Raw genomic sequence first — 13,379 nt, 5'->3', positions numbered from 1 at the left:
GTAAAACAGTCGGGATTGTGTCGGCGCGCTGTTTTGCTTACCATAGACACAAAATGACATGTGAAGTGGCGCCGCCACTGCCACGGGAGGAAAACAACCCTCATGACCACGACAGCAGAAGCCGATACCAACTTCGATACCCAAGGTATTGATATCACGAACAGTGCGCAGGATTACCTGGCGGAATTGCTGGAAAAGCAAAACGTCGAAGGCATCGCCGTGCGCATTTTCATCACCCAGCCAGGTACACCTTACGCCGAAACGTGTTTGGCCTATTGTCGCCCGGGCGAAGAAGAGCCGACTGACGAAAAGCTTGAGCTCGAAAAAATCAATGTGTTTCTCGACAAGAACAGCTTGGCGTTCCTTGAAGAAGCCGTGGTCGACTTTAACGCCGACCGCATGGGCGGTCAGCTGACCATCAAGGCCCCAAACGCCAAAATGCCCAAGGTCAACGCGGACAGCCCACTTGAAGACCGCGTCAACTATGTTCTGTACAGCGAGATCAACCCAGGTCTGGCCTCTCACGGCGGAGAAGTCAAGCTGGTCGAACTGACCGAGCAGAACATGGCGGTGCTGGCCTTCGGCGGTGGTTGCCAGGGGTGTGCGGCCGTTGACCTGACCCTCAAGGACGGCGTCGAAAAAACGCTTATGGAACGTATTCCCGAGCTTGGCGGCATTCGTGATGTGACCGACCATTCGGACACCACCAACGCTTACTACCGGTAAGCGATAGCGTCCCAACAGCATTATGATGCCCAGCACCCGCTGGGCATTATCGTTTAAGAGTGCCCGTTGATGCTAGCCGTCTACTCAAGGCTATCTTTATCTTCGCGCTCATCGTCCTGATCACGCGACAGTGATGTCGGCAGGTCGGTTAACTGTCGCTGCATGGCGTCCATTCTTGACCAAAGCTGCTCCTGCCAGGCCTTTTCGCGAGCGTCATGCTGCCGCGCTTCTTCGGCTAATGCCGATTCTGCATCGTCGAGTTTCTTGATCGCCTCTTGGTAGCGTTGCTCCAGCGCATTCAGCGCTGCCTGAAGCTGCTGTTGAGCTTGCTGCTCGGCATGCGCCTCCAACTGATACTGATAGATTGATTTTTCCAGCGTTTTAACCTCTTGGGCCAGTTTCTCGTTGCGTTTATCAGCCTGTTTCAGCCGCTGCTGGTAGGCGCTTTCTTCCTGTGCCCGTTCCTGTCGGGCGCTGTCCAGCAAGCTCATTAGGCGATCTTCGGCGGCTTCATGGCGCTGCTCTTCCTGAGTCAGGCGCGCCTGCCATTCGGCTTGCTGTTGGCTGAGCTGATCGGCATGTTGCGCCTGATGCTCACCCAACTGTTGCTGGGCTCGCTCATAGGCGGACTGCCACTTGGCCACCTCTTCACGTGCCTCTCTTGCTTGAGTCCGCCACTGGGCTTCATTGGCTTGGCTGGCCGCCAGGTCTCGACTAAGCCCCTCGACGCGCGTTTCTGTATGACGCAGATGTTCCGCCAGGGCGCTTTCACGCTGCTTCGCATTGGCAGCCCGCTGGTCGGCGTCGTTGGCTTCAAGCTTTGCAGTCTCAACCTGGCGGTCGGCTTCTTCACGGTAATGGCATAACGCATCGTGCGCCGCCTCCCTGGCTTCCTTCCATAGTTCACTGGCAACGCTGACCACTGCCTCAGGCAACCCTTTGGGCGGTGGGACGTCACGGTTGTGCTCACGCTCAAGACGCCACTGGCGGAAATGTTCACTGATGGTGGTGAAGCTACCCGTACCGAGCACTTCACGAATGCGCTGCACGCTGGGCGTATCGCCTCGGCTGAGCAACGTATCGATGGCCTGCTGTACATCTTGATATTGAACGCCGCTGCGTGCCATTTGCGAGCTCCTTATTGGGGTTAGTGGCCGTCATTATCCCGCCCCGGGTCATACAAGGCAATATTACGTAATATGTAAAGTGTAATTTATTTATTTTAAATGGGTAAAATTCAAGATTACCCTTATTATCTTGAATTTAAAAGGTATAAAAGGCAGACTTGGCGCACCCGTTAGCAACTGGGCCGAATAAGAAGGGAAGAGGGACGATTAGGGTGAGAGAGGAGCAGGGTCGCCAATGGAAACGCGAGATAATACAGCTATCGCCAACCCGATATCGCCGCTGGAAAACCTCAGCGGTTCGCCGGTTTTGCCACACATTACCGCCAACACGGATGTGGAAGCGGTGGCGGCGTGGCTCGCCGAGTACCAGGACAGCCCGCAAACCTGGAAGTGCTATCGTCGGGAAGCCGAGCGCTTGCTGCTGTGGCTCAAGGCCCAGAATTTGACGCTTGGCCAGGTAAACCGTGACGTGCTGCGTCACTTCGAGAACTTCCTGGCCGATCCGCAGCCAAGCGCGCAGTGGGCGGGGCCTACCAAGCCCCGTCATCACCCGCAATGGCGCCCGTTTCGAGGTGGTCTTTCCCCGGCCAGTCGCCGGCAAAGCCTGATCATTCTGCAGGGGTTATTCAGTTGGCTGGTAGAAGCAGGCTGGGTGCGCCATAACCCATTTCGCCTGATGCGCGATAAATCGCGTCGCTTGAACAACCAGGCGCCGCGGATTGAGCGCTATCTGGAGCGCGAGCTATGGGGGTGGCTCTGGCAGTGGCTTAACCAGCCAGCGGGGAAGGGTGAACGCGACCGTTACGAAATGGCCAGGCGACGTTTTATCTTTGGTTTTGCGTACCTGCTGGCTCCCCGCGTGAGTGAAATGGCCGATGCCCGTATGGGCGATTTTCATCAAAGCGAGGGCCGTTGGTGGTGGTCCGTCGTTGGCAAGGGCAATAAGGTCGCCCATATTCCGCTACCCGCTGACATGCTGGAATGCCTGGCTGAATGGCGACAAACCCTGGGACTCGCTACCACGCCACCCCATCACGACGATACGCCGGTACTTCGCGCTTTGGACAAGAAGCGGGGGATTGGTCATAACCAGCTCTACCGTCTGATACGTGAGACTTTCAACGAAGCGGCCAACGCGCTGGAAGCGGCTGAAGGAAGCCCTGCTTATATCGCGGCGTTGCGTCGCGCAACCCCCCACTGGTTGCGCCATACGTCCATTACCCATCAAGCCCAGGCAGGCATCAGCCTGCGGCATCTGGCCGACAGTGCTCGCCACTCGCGCCTGGATACCACGGCGCGCTATCTGCACAATGAGGCTATCGAGTGGCACCAGCAACAGCAGCGCCATCAGATTGAGCCGAGATTCACCCAAGACGACGCTGAGACGTTATAATGGGCGGCATACGTGACACCAACGCTAAAGGAATCACCATGAGCACGTCCGGTGCCGAGTTAGCCCAGCAGGAACTGATCGAAGAGTTCGACATGTTTGATAACTGGATGGACCGTTATCAATACATCATTGATATGGGCAAGCAGCTCCCCCATTACCCAGACGAGTGGAAAACTGACGAGTATAAAATTCAGGGGTGTCAGTCGAACGTGTGGATGCACCATGAACAGCAAGACGACAAGCTGATCTTCAAGGCGACCTCTGATGCGGCGATAGTCTCGGGCTTGATTGCCGTGCTGCTGCGTATTTACAGCGAAAGAACCGCTGCCGAGGTGAGCGTCACAGAGCCGCATTTCATGACGGATCTGGGCCTGGACAAGCACCTGTCGCCAACGCGTAGTAACGGCTTGCATGCCATGTTGGAGCGCATTTACCAGGTTGCCCGGCAGAGCGCTTAATCACGCCGGGAGTGATGGTGACCATCGGTGTGAGCGTGTTCCTCGTCTTCCCGGCACAAGGCTTCGCTGCGCCCGCCGGGTACGGGGTCCATCCCGCCGTTGCTTCCCGGGTGGCATTTCAGAATACGCTTCATCGCCATCCAGCTGCCTTTGAACGGCCCGTGTACCTGAATGGCTTCAATGGTATAAGACGAACAGCTTGGCCAAAAACGACAGCGCGGGCCGAGCAGGGGGCTTAACGTATATTGATAAGTGCGCACCATGACAACCAGGCAATGACCGACCAGCCAACGAACGGCACTAACCAGTGCGCGCCAAGCCGTCATGGTGATGGCTTGGCGTAGAGCTCGGCGGGGTCAATAAGTGGCTCGCTGTTGACCGTCACGCCTTCACTTGAAAGTGACAGGTAAAAGCAGCTTCGCCGACCCGTATGGCAGGCAGGTCCTGTTTGGTCCACCTGGAGCAGCAGCGTGTCTCCATCACAGTCGAGGGCCGCTGATACGAGATGCTGCTGCTGGCCGGAAGACTCACCTTTTCGCCATAATTTGCCGCGCGAGCGTGAGTAATAGCATACCCGCTGCGTTTGCAGTGTTTCTTCCAGGGATGCGCGGTTCATCCAGGCCATCATCAATACTTCGCCGGTATCGTGCTGTTGGGCGATGGCTGGCATCAATCCGTCCGCATTAAAAGCGGCGGCATCGAGCAACGCCGTGACTGAGAGAAGGGTATCCGCGGGAGATGCCGACTCAAGGTCTTTGAGTAATGAATTTTTGGAGGACATGTTCACGATTCCTCATGGGGTTGGCAGCGCTGGCATAGCCCCTGTAGCTCAATGGTTTGGCGCTCTACATTGAAGCCTTGACGCTGGGCGAGGGCAGCCAGTTGATCGCTGATTTCATCCAGGTGGAGTTCTTCCACGTAGCCACACTGTCGGCAGATAAGCAGTTGAAAGCCATGGGCGTGCTCCGGACATGCGCAGGCAACATAGGCGTTTTGCGATTCGATACGGTGCACCAGTCCCTGCTCGATAAGAAACTCGAGGGCACGATACACCGTCGGGGGTCGAGCAGCCGCGTGCTCTGTGGAGAGTTTATCAAGTAGATCATAGGCCTTTAAGCCGCCGCCATGACGCGCAATCAGTTCAAGCACACGGCGCCGAATAGGGGTAAAGCGCACCCCCCGCGTGTGGCATTGGGATTCTGCCTGTTGTAATAGCACATTGGCGTGTGTCATAGACGTCTCGTTGACCATGGTGAGCGCAGTTCACGCGCTGAAGAGTAGTTTACGCGCTTGCAGGAGGCGTGTCAGGTGGGTCAATCAACTCACTCACGCGGGCAAAATGATGCTGTGCAAACGCCACACGCTTCTCGGCCGGCACACCATCGGGCTGACGTTCAATAAGGTCCAGGCGGCGGCGCAGCCCTTCACCGTTGGTCATCTGGATGGCAAGACCGGGGCGGGCATTGAGCTCTAATAGCATCGGGCCATGCTGGCGGTCGAGCACCATGTCGGTTCCCAGGTACCCCAAGCCGGTCATTTCATAACAACCGGCCGCTAAGTTAAGCAAGGTTTCCCACTGCGGAACTTTGAGACTAGCAAGATCATGCCCTGTATCGGGGTGGACAAAGCAGGGACGATCAAACTGAACGCCGCGAAGGGCAGCGCCCGTTGCCATATTAAGCCCCACCCCGACAGCCCCCTGATGCAGGTTGGCCTTGCCATCCGACGCCGCCGTGGAAAGTCGCATCATGGCCATGACGGGGTAGCCTTTAAAGACGATGACACGAATATCGGGCACGCCTTCATAGGTGTAGGCCATCAGGCTTTCATCAAAGTTGATCAGTGTCTCGACAACGGCGACATCGGGTGAGCCGCCAAGCGAATAGAGTCCTGACAGAATATTCGATACATGGCGCTCGATGTCGGTGATCGACAGGCGAGCACCGCTGGGCTTGATAAAATCGTCGCCCTCAATCTTTTCAACCACCAGAATCCCTTTGCCGCCGCTGCCTTTGGCCGGCTTGATCACAAAGCCATGGTGGCCTGCCAATATGCGTCCGATATGTTTGACCCCAAACTGCGTCGTCACCGTGCCGATTAACGCCGGAGAGGTAATTCCATAACGCTGCGCCAGTAGCTTGGTTTTCAGCTTGTCATCGACCAGCGGGTAAAGACGCCGATTGTTGTAACGCCCGATATAACGGATGTTACGCCGGTTCATGCCAATGATGCCTTTGTCACGCAGTTGCGTCGGCCATGTCCAATTGCTCAGCAAGCTCATGAGGGTTTGTCTTCCTCGGTAATGGGCTTGAAGCGCCTCAGTTCCAGCAGGCGGTAACCGGTGTAATTACCGAGCAAAAGAATCAGCGCCATCAAGATAAACTGAACCCCCAGGAAGTTGAAGGTGATGTGTCGCACCCACGGATTGTTCATGGCCAGGAACGCAATGACGGCTGTCAGCAAGCTCCCGCCGCCCTGTATCAGGACCTGCTTGGGACCTTCTTCTTCCCACAGAATCGACATCCGCTCGATCGTCCAGGCCAGAATGATCATCGGGAAAAAGGTAATGGTGAGTCCGGCGTTCAAGCCCATTCGGTACGCCAGCACCGAGAACACCGAGATGATGGCAATGACAGTGATGATCACCGCCGAGACCCTGGCAACCAACAATAAATTCAAGTAAGACAAGTAATTGCGGATTATCAGGCCTACCGATACGACCAGCAGAAAACCAATTAATCCGGTTGCCAGACTGGTCTGGATGAAGGCGAGGGCAATCAGTACAGGCATGAAGGTGCCCGAGGTTTTGATGCCTACCAGTACGCGCAGGAAGACGACGACCAGCGCCCCAATCGGGATAAGCAAGATGGTTTGGAATAGGGCCTGTTCTTCCAGCGGGAGGCTGTGAATCGAGAAATTCAGCAGCGTATCGTTGGAGTTGTGGTTACGTACCGCCGCGGATGCGGGCTGATAGTGGGTCATCATCGAGAAGCTGACCCGAGAGTTTGTCCCGCCTTGTACCTCAAGTACAGCGTCGCCGGTCGTTTCCCATAGCAGCAGGTTGTCAGGCTTGCCTTGGACACCGGTAATGGGATGAAAAAGCGACCATGTTTCATCGTTTTCATCGAAGACCTGAATCCAGGTGCTCAGCGTTTGTCGGCGACGGCCATCGTCAAGTAGCAAGCCGCTAACCCCTCGAGCTTTCACACCTGCCTGGTTAAGCAGGCGAACAACCAGTGGGGCAGGGTCCATCTCGCCAAGCAGAAGGCGAGCATTTTCATCCTGGCGTTCTCCGTTTGTATCGCGAATCAACTCCCGGGCAAAGGTGGCGTTATTGGCACTTCGCTCCCAGGCTTCCTCGATAAGCTGCTCAGCAGCTGAGTCGTAAGGACTTTCCCATTCGACGGCAGGAGGAAGCTCAGGTGCAGCCTGCACCGGCGCTTGCGCCTCGGGCGATACCAGCATTTGAACGGAATAATACAGCTGCTGTTCACCATCAGCCTCGCGAATCGTCCACTCCGCACGCCGACCTGCTTCATCTGCCTGGTAAGCCAGCCCATAACCGGAAGACGCTGTGTTCTCGGTGAGTATGCGGTATCCGGCCTGCTGGGTCGGCAGTGCAAGATCAACCTCTACAGGCCCATCCTGAGCATCAAAGGTAATGACGGCCTCGATTTCCCATACCTGGCGCTGCTCACCTGGCACCCAGGGTATTTCAAACTGCAGGTGACGATGTACACTCATCGCAATGCCGGCTGCGAGCAATAAACCGACAATAAAATAAAAGGGTAGCCGTGACATTAAGATTCCTTTCAAAAGTGACAGTGGCGACTGTCGTTATTCTTCACTATCGTCCGAGTCGGCGGCTTCATCCTCAGCCGCTTCGTCGGCGGGCTCACCACCTGGGAATTCAGGTCGATCGAAGCGATAAGTTTCAGCCACATCAATAAGGGCAATATCGAGTAAAAAACGACGACCAAGCAGAACAGGGTAGTCCAGGTGACTGCGGTTACTAAGGGTGAACTCCACATTTTCGCTAAGCGGACCCAGGGTTAGCAGCAGGGAAATCACCAGGCGCGATTCTTCTCCGGAGGCCTGTACAATACGGACGCGACGCTCGATAGGCGCTTCAATCCACTCATCGCGGATACTTTCAACCACGACATCTTCTTCATTAAGCGCCAACTTGAAGCGCACCCAGTCTTCACCGTCACGCTCAAAGGGCGTGATGTCACGGGCAGATAGCGATGATGTATTGGCGCCTGAATCCACTTGGGCCTGGAGATAGGTACCAATACTCGGCAATCCCACCCATTCATTGCGGCCAAGCAGCGTTTTATTTTCAAACAGGTCGTTTTCAACGTTGCATTCTTCACGAACCACGATGGATTCTTGGTTGTGCGCATCCAGTTGCTGCACGTCGTTACGTAGGCGACGAAGCAGGCTGCCAACTTCACGCACATCGGCGGTGAAGACTTCCTGCTGGTCAAGCTGGCGTTGCTGCAAGGAAGCGGTCTCGCCGCACTGCTGGGACAACTGGGTCTGTAACCTATCCATGCGAATGTTGAATGCTGCTTCATCAAGAGGCGGAGGGCCTTCGGGAGCAGGCTTCGGCAATGCACAGCCAGACACCAAAACAGCCGAACCTACTATCAACCAAACAACACCTTTACGCATAACATGGACATCCGTGATCAATAAGAAGATGAATGATAAGGAGTAGTGAGACCGGTTGTCCAACAACCGCGTGGTGTTATTTACCGGTAATCTATTCAATTTAACATAATATATATTATGCGAACCGAAAGGGTAGATTGGCTTTAGCCACAATTCCTGCGATAGTCTTGACAGTAATTATACATGCCACGTTGTCTATATAGGAAAAACGCGATGAGAAAACCTGTACACGCTACCGTTATCGCCCTCTTGGTTGTTTTCCTTGCCAGCTGTTCGAGTGTCGACGTCGAAGATTACGCCGATACAGAACCGCGACTGGATATTGCGGAATACTTTACCGGCTCAACACGCGCCTGGGGCATGGTACAGGATTACAGCGGCGAGGTTCAGCGCCGGTTTACCGTGACCATCGATGGCCGTGTTGAAAACGGCACGCTCATTCTGGATGAAGACTTCGTGTTTGCCGATGGCGAGACAGACAAGCGCGTATGGCGCTTCGAGCGTATCGATGAGCATCGTTGGGTGGGTACTGCCAACGACGTCGAGGAGCCCGTTGAAGCCCGCCAGTACGGTCATGCGTTCCACATGAATTACCCACTTGATGTGGCGATCGGCGATAGAACGATAAACTTCACCATGGATGACTGGATGTACTTGCAACCGGATGGACGATTGATCAATCGTACCGCGATGAAAAAGTTTGGTTTAACCCTGGGTGAGATCACGCTGGTTTTTGAGCAAGCAACGCCGCGATCAAAATAATAGTCGCTTTGATGCATCAGCCTCTGCCGCACCCAAAAACAGCCTGCTGATCAGCAGGCTGTTTAAGTACTAAGGTTTTAGTACGGTGTGCCAAAAAAGCTTGAGCCCCATGGCTCAATCATCGGCTGGTGCGTACGAGCCATCTTCACGGTGTACTTCGTTGCCTGTGATTGGCGGTGTGAACACACAGGCCAGATGCATCGTTTTATGAGCACGCAGCAGGTGTTCGTCATGCTGGTCAAGAATGTAGATGTCACCGGGCTTGATCGGCCAGATTTTGCCATCTGCCAGGGTTTCTACCTCCCCCTCACCTTCGATGCAGTAGACGGATTCATAGTGATGCTTGTAATGAATATGCGTTTCGGTGCCTTCGAAGATGCGCGTAATGTGGAACGAGAAGTTGCCACCATCACCAGCCAGTACCAGGCGCGTGCTGTCCCAGTTTCCGTTTTCGGCTGTCACTAAGCGATCTGTTTGGCGAGCTTCTTCAATGTTGCGAACGATCATACGTGTGCTCCAGTTCAGAGGCGGCCCGGACGGTACCGCGTACGTTATATCTTAGCGGAAGATCAGTAGCGTTGTTACTCGCTAGCGACGGCTTTGACACATTTTTCCAGGATATCCAGCCCTTCCAGCAGGTCTTCATCGCTGATGGTCAGCGGGCACAGGCACTTGACCACTTCACCGTCTTGACCGCTGGTCTCGATAATCAGACCGTGTTCAAACGCCATACCGGTGATTTTATCGGCGATATCACCTGATACAACGTCGATGCCACGCATCAAGCCACGGCCACGCTCAGTCGCTGGCATGCCGTTTTCTGTGAGCACAGCGGCTAACGATTTAAAACGCTCTTCTACAATACGGGCTTTACGCTGCACGTCACGCTCGAAGGTATCGTTTGACCAGTATTTTTTGAAGGCGGCAGTGGCCGTGACCATCGCCAGATTGAAACCGCGGAAGGTACCGTTGTACTGACCCGGCTTCCACTTATCCAGCTCAGGCTTGATGAGCACATGGGCAAACGGCATCCCGAAGCCTGACAGCGACTTGGAGTTGGTCACCATATCAGGGTTGATGCCCGCGTGCTCGAAGCTGAAGAACTTGCCGGTACGACCACAGCCTGCCTGGATATCGTCAATGATCAAAAGAATGTCGTGGGCTTTACAAATCTCTGCCAGGCGTTTGAGCCACTCGAGACCGGCGACGTTGATACCGCCCTCGCCTTGCACCGTTTCGACAATCACCGCGGCTGGCACATCCAGACCGCCCGATTTATCCTTCAATAGCTTCTCGAAATAATCGAGAGTGTCGGCATGTTCGCCCATGTAGCCATCAAAAGGCAGGAAGCTTGCTCCCTGGGTCGGGATGCCACCGGTGGCTTCGCGGAATTTACGGTTACCGGTGGTTGCCAGGGCCCCCATGGTGACGCCGTGGAAACCGTTGGTGAAGGTGACGATGTTGTGACGCCCTTTCGCAACACGCGCCAAGCGGATGGCGGCTTCTACCGCATTGGTGCCGGTAGGACCAGGAAGGTGAACTTTATAATCCAGTCCACGAGGCTTGAGAATGACATTTTCAAGCGTTTCCAGATAATCGCGTTTTGCATCGGTCCACATATCCAGGCCGTGAACGACACCATCTGTTGCCAGATAGTCGATCATGGCTTGCTTCAGATGAGGGTTATTATGCCCATAGTTCAATGTGCCCGCACCGGCGAGAAAATCGATGTATTCTCGGCCGTTTTCATCGGTCAATCGGGCATTCTGCGCCTTGGTGAACACCACAGGGAAAGAGCGAGAATAGGTACGAACATTGGATTCCATGCGTTCGAGTGTCTGGGTCTGCATTAGCGACCTCCTTTTTAATAAGAATCAGTTTGCCAAGCGAAAGGAAACAAAGGTAACGCGAGCGGGAAAACCGGTCAGATGTTGTGGGTATTGAAGGGACCAATACGCACCAGGTTTTCCGGATCGTGCTCGCCCCCGAGTTGTTCGGTTGAAAAGTACTCGCGGCTGTTCAGTGGTGCCTGCCAGCGGCCTGCCAGCCGTTTGAACAAGCCCCATGAAGCTTGGTTATCGGGCGTGATCGTCGTTTCAAGGTGGTGGACATCGGCCAATTCCGGGCGCGACATGATGGCTTCGACCAGGCGACGTGCCAGCCCGGTTCCCCTGGCCTTTTCACCCACGGCCACCTGCCATAAAAAATACGTATCCGGCGCATTGTCCTTTACATAGCCAGACACAAAACCAACGATTTCACCTTCTTCATTGGTCGCAACGGCACAGGTGTCACGGAATTGGGTGGCTAGCAGAAGATAGGCATAGGCGGAATTTACATCCAGCGGGGGGCACGCTTTTATCAATTCATATACCCCCCAGCCGTCTTCGGCATTAGGCTTGCGAATGTACAGCGGGGTGTCCGCATGGCCAACAACGGCATCGGCGACGGTCGGCCGTGCCAAGTCTGCTGAAGGGGTAAACGGCGGTATTGGGGTGCTCATGGTTATGCTTCGCTGTTGCGATTTTGGATGTGATTATAACAGCTGCTTATGAGCAATTCAAAAATCATGTTATTCAACTCCCTATTTTCGATAATTATTTATTATACGAGAAGCCTGTCCTTGGCGAACTGGATGCCGTTACCCCTCTACTGCCTATGATGAGTTTAGCTCAAAGACGGTGGCTGCCCAGGGCATATTGAAGTGCCACTATCTCCGAGAAGGCGTACGCATCGTGACAAATTCTTCAGCGCCGGTGGGATGAATCCCGACCGTATTATCAAAGTCTCTTTTGGTTAATCCTGCGCGCACTGCAATGGCAATTCCCTGGATGACTTCCCCCGCGTCGTCACCGACCATGTGGGCACCGACAACCACATCGGTCGCATCATCCACCACGAGCTTCATCAAGGTGCGTTCCTGGCTGCCTGACAGCGTATGCTTCATGGCTCGAAAGTCAGTGCGATAAACGCGGATGGCGCCAAATTGCTCCCGTGCGGCTTCTTCCGAAAGGCCGACCGTGCCAATGTTGGGGTGGCAGAAAACGGCCGTTGGCACTCGGGTGTAGTCCAGGGGAGCAGGCGCCGGGCCACCGAAGTGGTGGTCAGCTAATTGCATGGCTTCCGCAATGGCGACCGGGGTCAGCTCGGGCGTATCAATCAGGTCCCCAAGGGCAAGAATTGACGGGACCTCAGTTTCAAAGCGTTCATTGACCGATAGCTTGCCCTGCTCGTTTAGCGAGAGGCCTACCGATTCCAGGCCCAGTCCGGACACGTTGGCACGGCGCCCTGTCGCAGCCAGAACGGCATCCACTTCAAGGGTATCCCCATTGCTGAGCGCAACCTGGTAGCCAGTGTCAGTTTTCTCGATTGTCTCGATATTGGTATCAAAATGGAGATGGACACCTTGGCGGTCCATTTCCTGACGCGTGAACTCACGCACCTCGTTATCAAAGCCTTTCAGGAATAGATCGCCGCGGTAGATCAGATGCGAATTGCTGCCTAGCCCATTAAAAATACTGGCAAACTCAACGGCAATATAGCCACCGCCTAGCACCAGGAACCGCTCCGGCAGACGTTCAAGATCAAAAATCTGGTTGGAAGTCAGGGCATGCTCATTGCCAGGGAACGTCGGTACCCAAGGCCAGCCGCCGGTAGCCAGAAGGATACGCTCGGCCGTCACATGCTGCTCGTCGCCCTGCTGATCGGTAATCACGACCGAGTGCTCACTGTCCAGGCGGGCTCGGCCGTTATAGAGGTTGACGCCTGCGGTCTCAAGCAAACGCTGATAGATGCCATTGAGTCGTTTGATCTCGCTGGTTTTATTGTCCCTTAGCGTCGCCCATTCAAAACGCGCCTCGCCAGGCAGTTGCCAACCGAAACCACTGGCATCATCGAACGCGCTATGGAAATGGGACGCATAGGCATAAAGTTTTTTAGGCACGCACCCCACGTTGACGCAGGTGCCGCCTAGATAGAGATCCTCCACAATGGCGACGCTGGCCCCCTTGCCAGCGGACATGCGTGCAGCCCGCACGCCGCCGGACCCGGCGCCAATCACCAATAAATCGTAGTCGTAACCTGCAACCTCTGACATTTCAAACTCCTATATCGTCAACGCGGCGAATGTTGACCCGCTGTCGAGAGAAGGTTAAAACCTTCCTCTGATTAATGTACGTGATGGCTGCCATGATTAACGATGAGCATGCCGGACGTAATGATGAAAAAATTAAGTAA

General features: G+C 54.8%; 15 protein-coding genes. 4 read left to right on the top strand and 11 right to left on the bottom strand.

Going from position 1 to position 13,379, the window contains the following annotated elements:
* Positions 1-102: 102 nt before the first annotated feature.
* Positions 103-726 carry a Fe-S biogenesis protein NfuA gene (nfuA, locus tag QC816_RS06185; RefSeq protein ID WP_309781388.1) on the top strand — a complete coding sequence of 208 codons (624 nt, stop codon included), beginning with the start codon at positions 103-105 and terminating at the stop codon, positions 724-726.
* 80 nt (positions 727-806) lie between these two features.
* On the opposite strand, the gene QC816_RS06180 is transcribed toward nfuA, so the two are convergent.
* Complete coding sequence (locus QC816_RS06180; protein ID WP_309781387.1) at positions 807-1,853, bottom strand: DNA-binding protein; 1,047 nt, start codon at positions 1,851-1,853, stop codon at positions 807-809.
* A gap of 235 nt (positions 1,854-2,088) precedes the next feature.
* On the opposite strand from QC816_RS06180, the gene QC816_RS06175 reads away from it, so the two are divergent.
* Together QC816_RS06175 and QC816_RS06170 are read left to right on the top strand one after the other, a co-directional pair.
* Positions 2,089-3,246: a tyrosine-type recombinase/integrase gene (locus tag QC816_RS06175; RefSeq protein WP_309781386.1), complete on the top strand. Its 1,158-nt coding sequence runs from the start codon at positions 2,089-2,091 to the stop codon at positions 3,244-3,246.
* A 38-nt stretch (positions 3,247-3,284) separates the two neighbouring features.
* Positions 3,285-3,704, top strand: coding sequence for a SufE family protein (locus QC816_RS06170; protein WP_085918570.1), 420 nt, complete (start codon positions 3,285-3,287; stop codon positions 3,702-3,704).
* Here QC816_RS06170 and yidD read toward each other — a convergent pair.
* From yidD to QC816_RS06140, 6 genes are read right to left on the bottom strand one after another with little or no spacing between them, the layout of a single operon-like run.
* Positions 3,701-4,030 carry a membrane protein insertion efficiency factor YidD gene (gene yidD, locus QC816_RS06165; RefSeq protein ID WP_085918569.1) on the bottom strand — a complete coding sequence of 110 codons (330 nt, stop codon included), beginning with the start codon at positions 4,028-4,030 and terminating at the stop codon, positions 3,701-3,703. The two genes, QC816_RS06170 and yidD, sit on opposite strands and share 4 nt — an antisense overlap.
* A complete protein-coding gene (hisI, locus tag QC816_RS06160; RefSeq protein WP_085918568.1) occupies positions 4,027-4,485 on the bottom strand; it encodes a phosphoribosyl-AMP cyclohydrolase in 459 nt (152 codons plus the stop codon). Before hisI ends, yidD begins: the two co-directional genes overlap by 4 nt.
* A gap of 2 nt (positions 4,486-4,487) precedes the next feature.
* Positions 4,488-4,937, bottom strand: a complete 450-nt coding sequence (locus tag QC816_RS06155; RefSeq protein WP_199285311.1) for a transcriptional repressor — start codon at positions 4,935-4,937, stop codon at positions 4,488-4,490.
* A gap of 49 nt (positions 4,938-4,986) precedes the next feature.
* A complete protein-coding gene (locus tag QC816_RS06150; protein ID WP_085918566.1) occupies positions 4,987-5,985 on the bottom strand; it encodes an alpha-L-glutamate ligase-like protein in 999 nt (332 codons plus the stop codon).
* Positions 5,982-7,505: an inactive transglutaminase family protein gene (locus tag QC816_RS06145; RefSeq protein ID WP_264823104.1), complete on the bottom strand. Its 1,524-nt coding sequence runs from the start codon at positions 7,503-7,505 to the stop codon at positions 5,982-5,984. Before QC816_RS06145 ends, QC816_RS06150 begins: the two co-directional genes overlap by 4 nt.
* Before the next feature lie 36 nt (positions 7,506-7,541).
* The gene (locus QC816_RS06140) at positions 7,542-8,381 is read right to left on the bottom strand and encodes an ATP-dependent zinc protease family protein (RefSeq protein ID WP_309781385.1); all 840 of its coding nucleotides are present in this window, start codon (positions 8,379-8,381) and stop codon (positions 7,542-7,544) included.
* A 213-nt stretch (positions 8,382-8,594) separates the two neighbouring features.
* On the opposite strand from QC816_RS06140, the gene QC816_RS06135 reads away from it, so the two are divergent.
* Positions 8,595-9,143, top strand: a complete 549-nt coding sequence (locus tag QC816_RS06135) for a DUF3833 domain-containing protein (protein WP_309781384.1) — start codon at positions 8,595-8,597, stop codon at positions 9,141-9,143.
* A 114-nt stretch (positions 9,144-9,257) separates the two neighbouring features.
* Here QC816_RS06135 and QC816_RS06130 read toward each other — a convergent pair whose 3' ends face one another.
* From QC816_RS06130 to gorA, 4 genes are all read right to left on the bottom strand, one after another.
* Positions 9,258-9,650: an ectoine synthase gene (locus QC816_RS06130; RefSeq protein ID WP_066320560.1), complete on the bottom strand. Its 393-nt coding sequence runs from the start codon at positions 9,648-9,650 to the stop codon at positions 9,258-9,260.
* 74 nt (positions 9,651-9,724) lie between these two features.
* Positions 9,725-10,993: a diaminobutyrate--2-oxoglutarate transaminase gene (ectB, locus tag QC816_RS06125; RefSeq protein WP_309781383.1), complete on the bottom strand. Its 1,269-nt coding sequence runs from the start codon at positions 10,991-10,993 to the stop codon at positions 9,725-9,727.
* Positions 10,994-11,067: 74 nt separating this feature from the next.
* Positions 11,068-11,646, bottom strand: coding sequence for a diaminobutyrate acetyltransferase (gene ectA / locus QC816_RS06120; protein WP_085918560.1), 579 nt, complete (start codon positions 11,644-11,646; stop codon positions 11,068-11,070).
* A gap of 207 nt (positions 11,647-11,853) precedes the next feature.
* Positions 11,854-13,239 (bottom strand): glutathione-disulfide reductase, encoded by a 1,386-nt coding sequence (gorA, locus tag QC816_RS06115; protein WP_309781382.1) that lies wholly within the window; start codon positions 13,237-13,239, stop codon positions 11,854-11,856.
* Positions 13,240-13,379 lie beyond the last annotated feature (140 nt).

This window comes from Vreelandella janggokensis (genome assembly GCF_031451615.1).
GTDB classification, from domain to species: domain Bacteria; phylum Pseudomonadota; class Gammaproteobacteria; order Pseudomonadales; family Halomonadaceae; genus Vreelandella; species Vreelandella janggokensis.
This window is presented reverse-complemented; position numbering and strand designations above follow the sequence as displayed.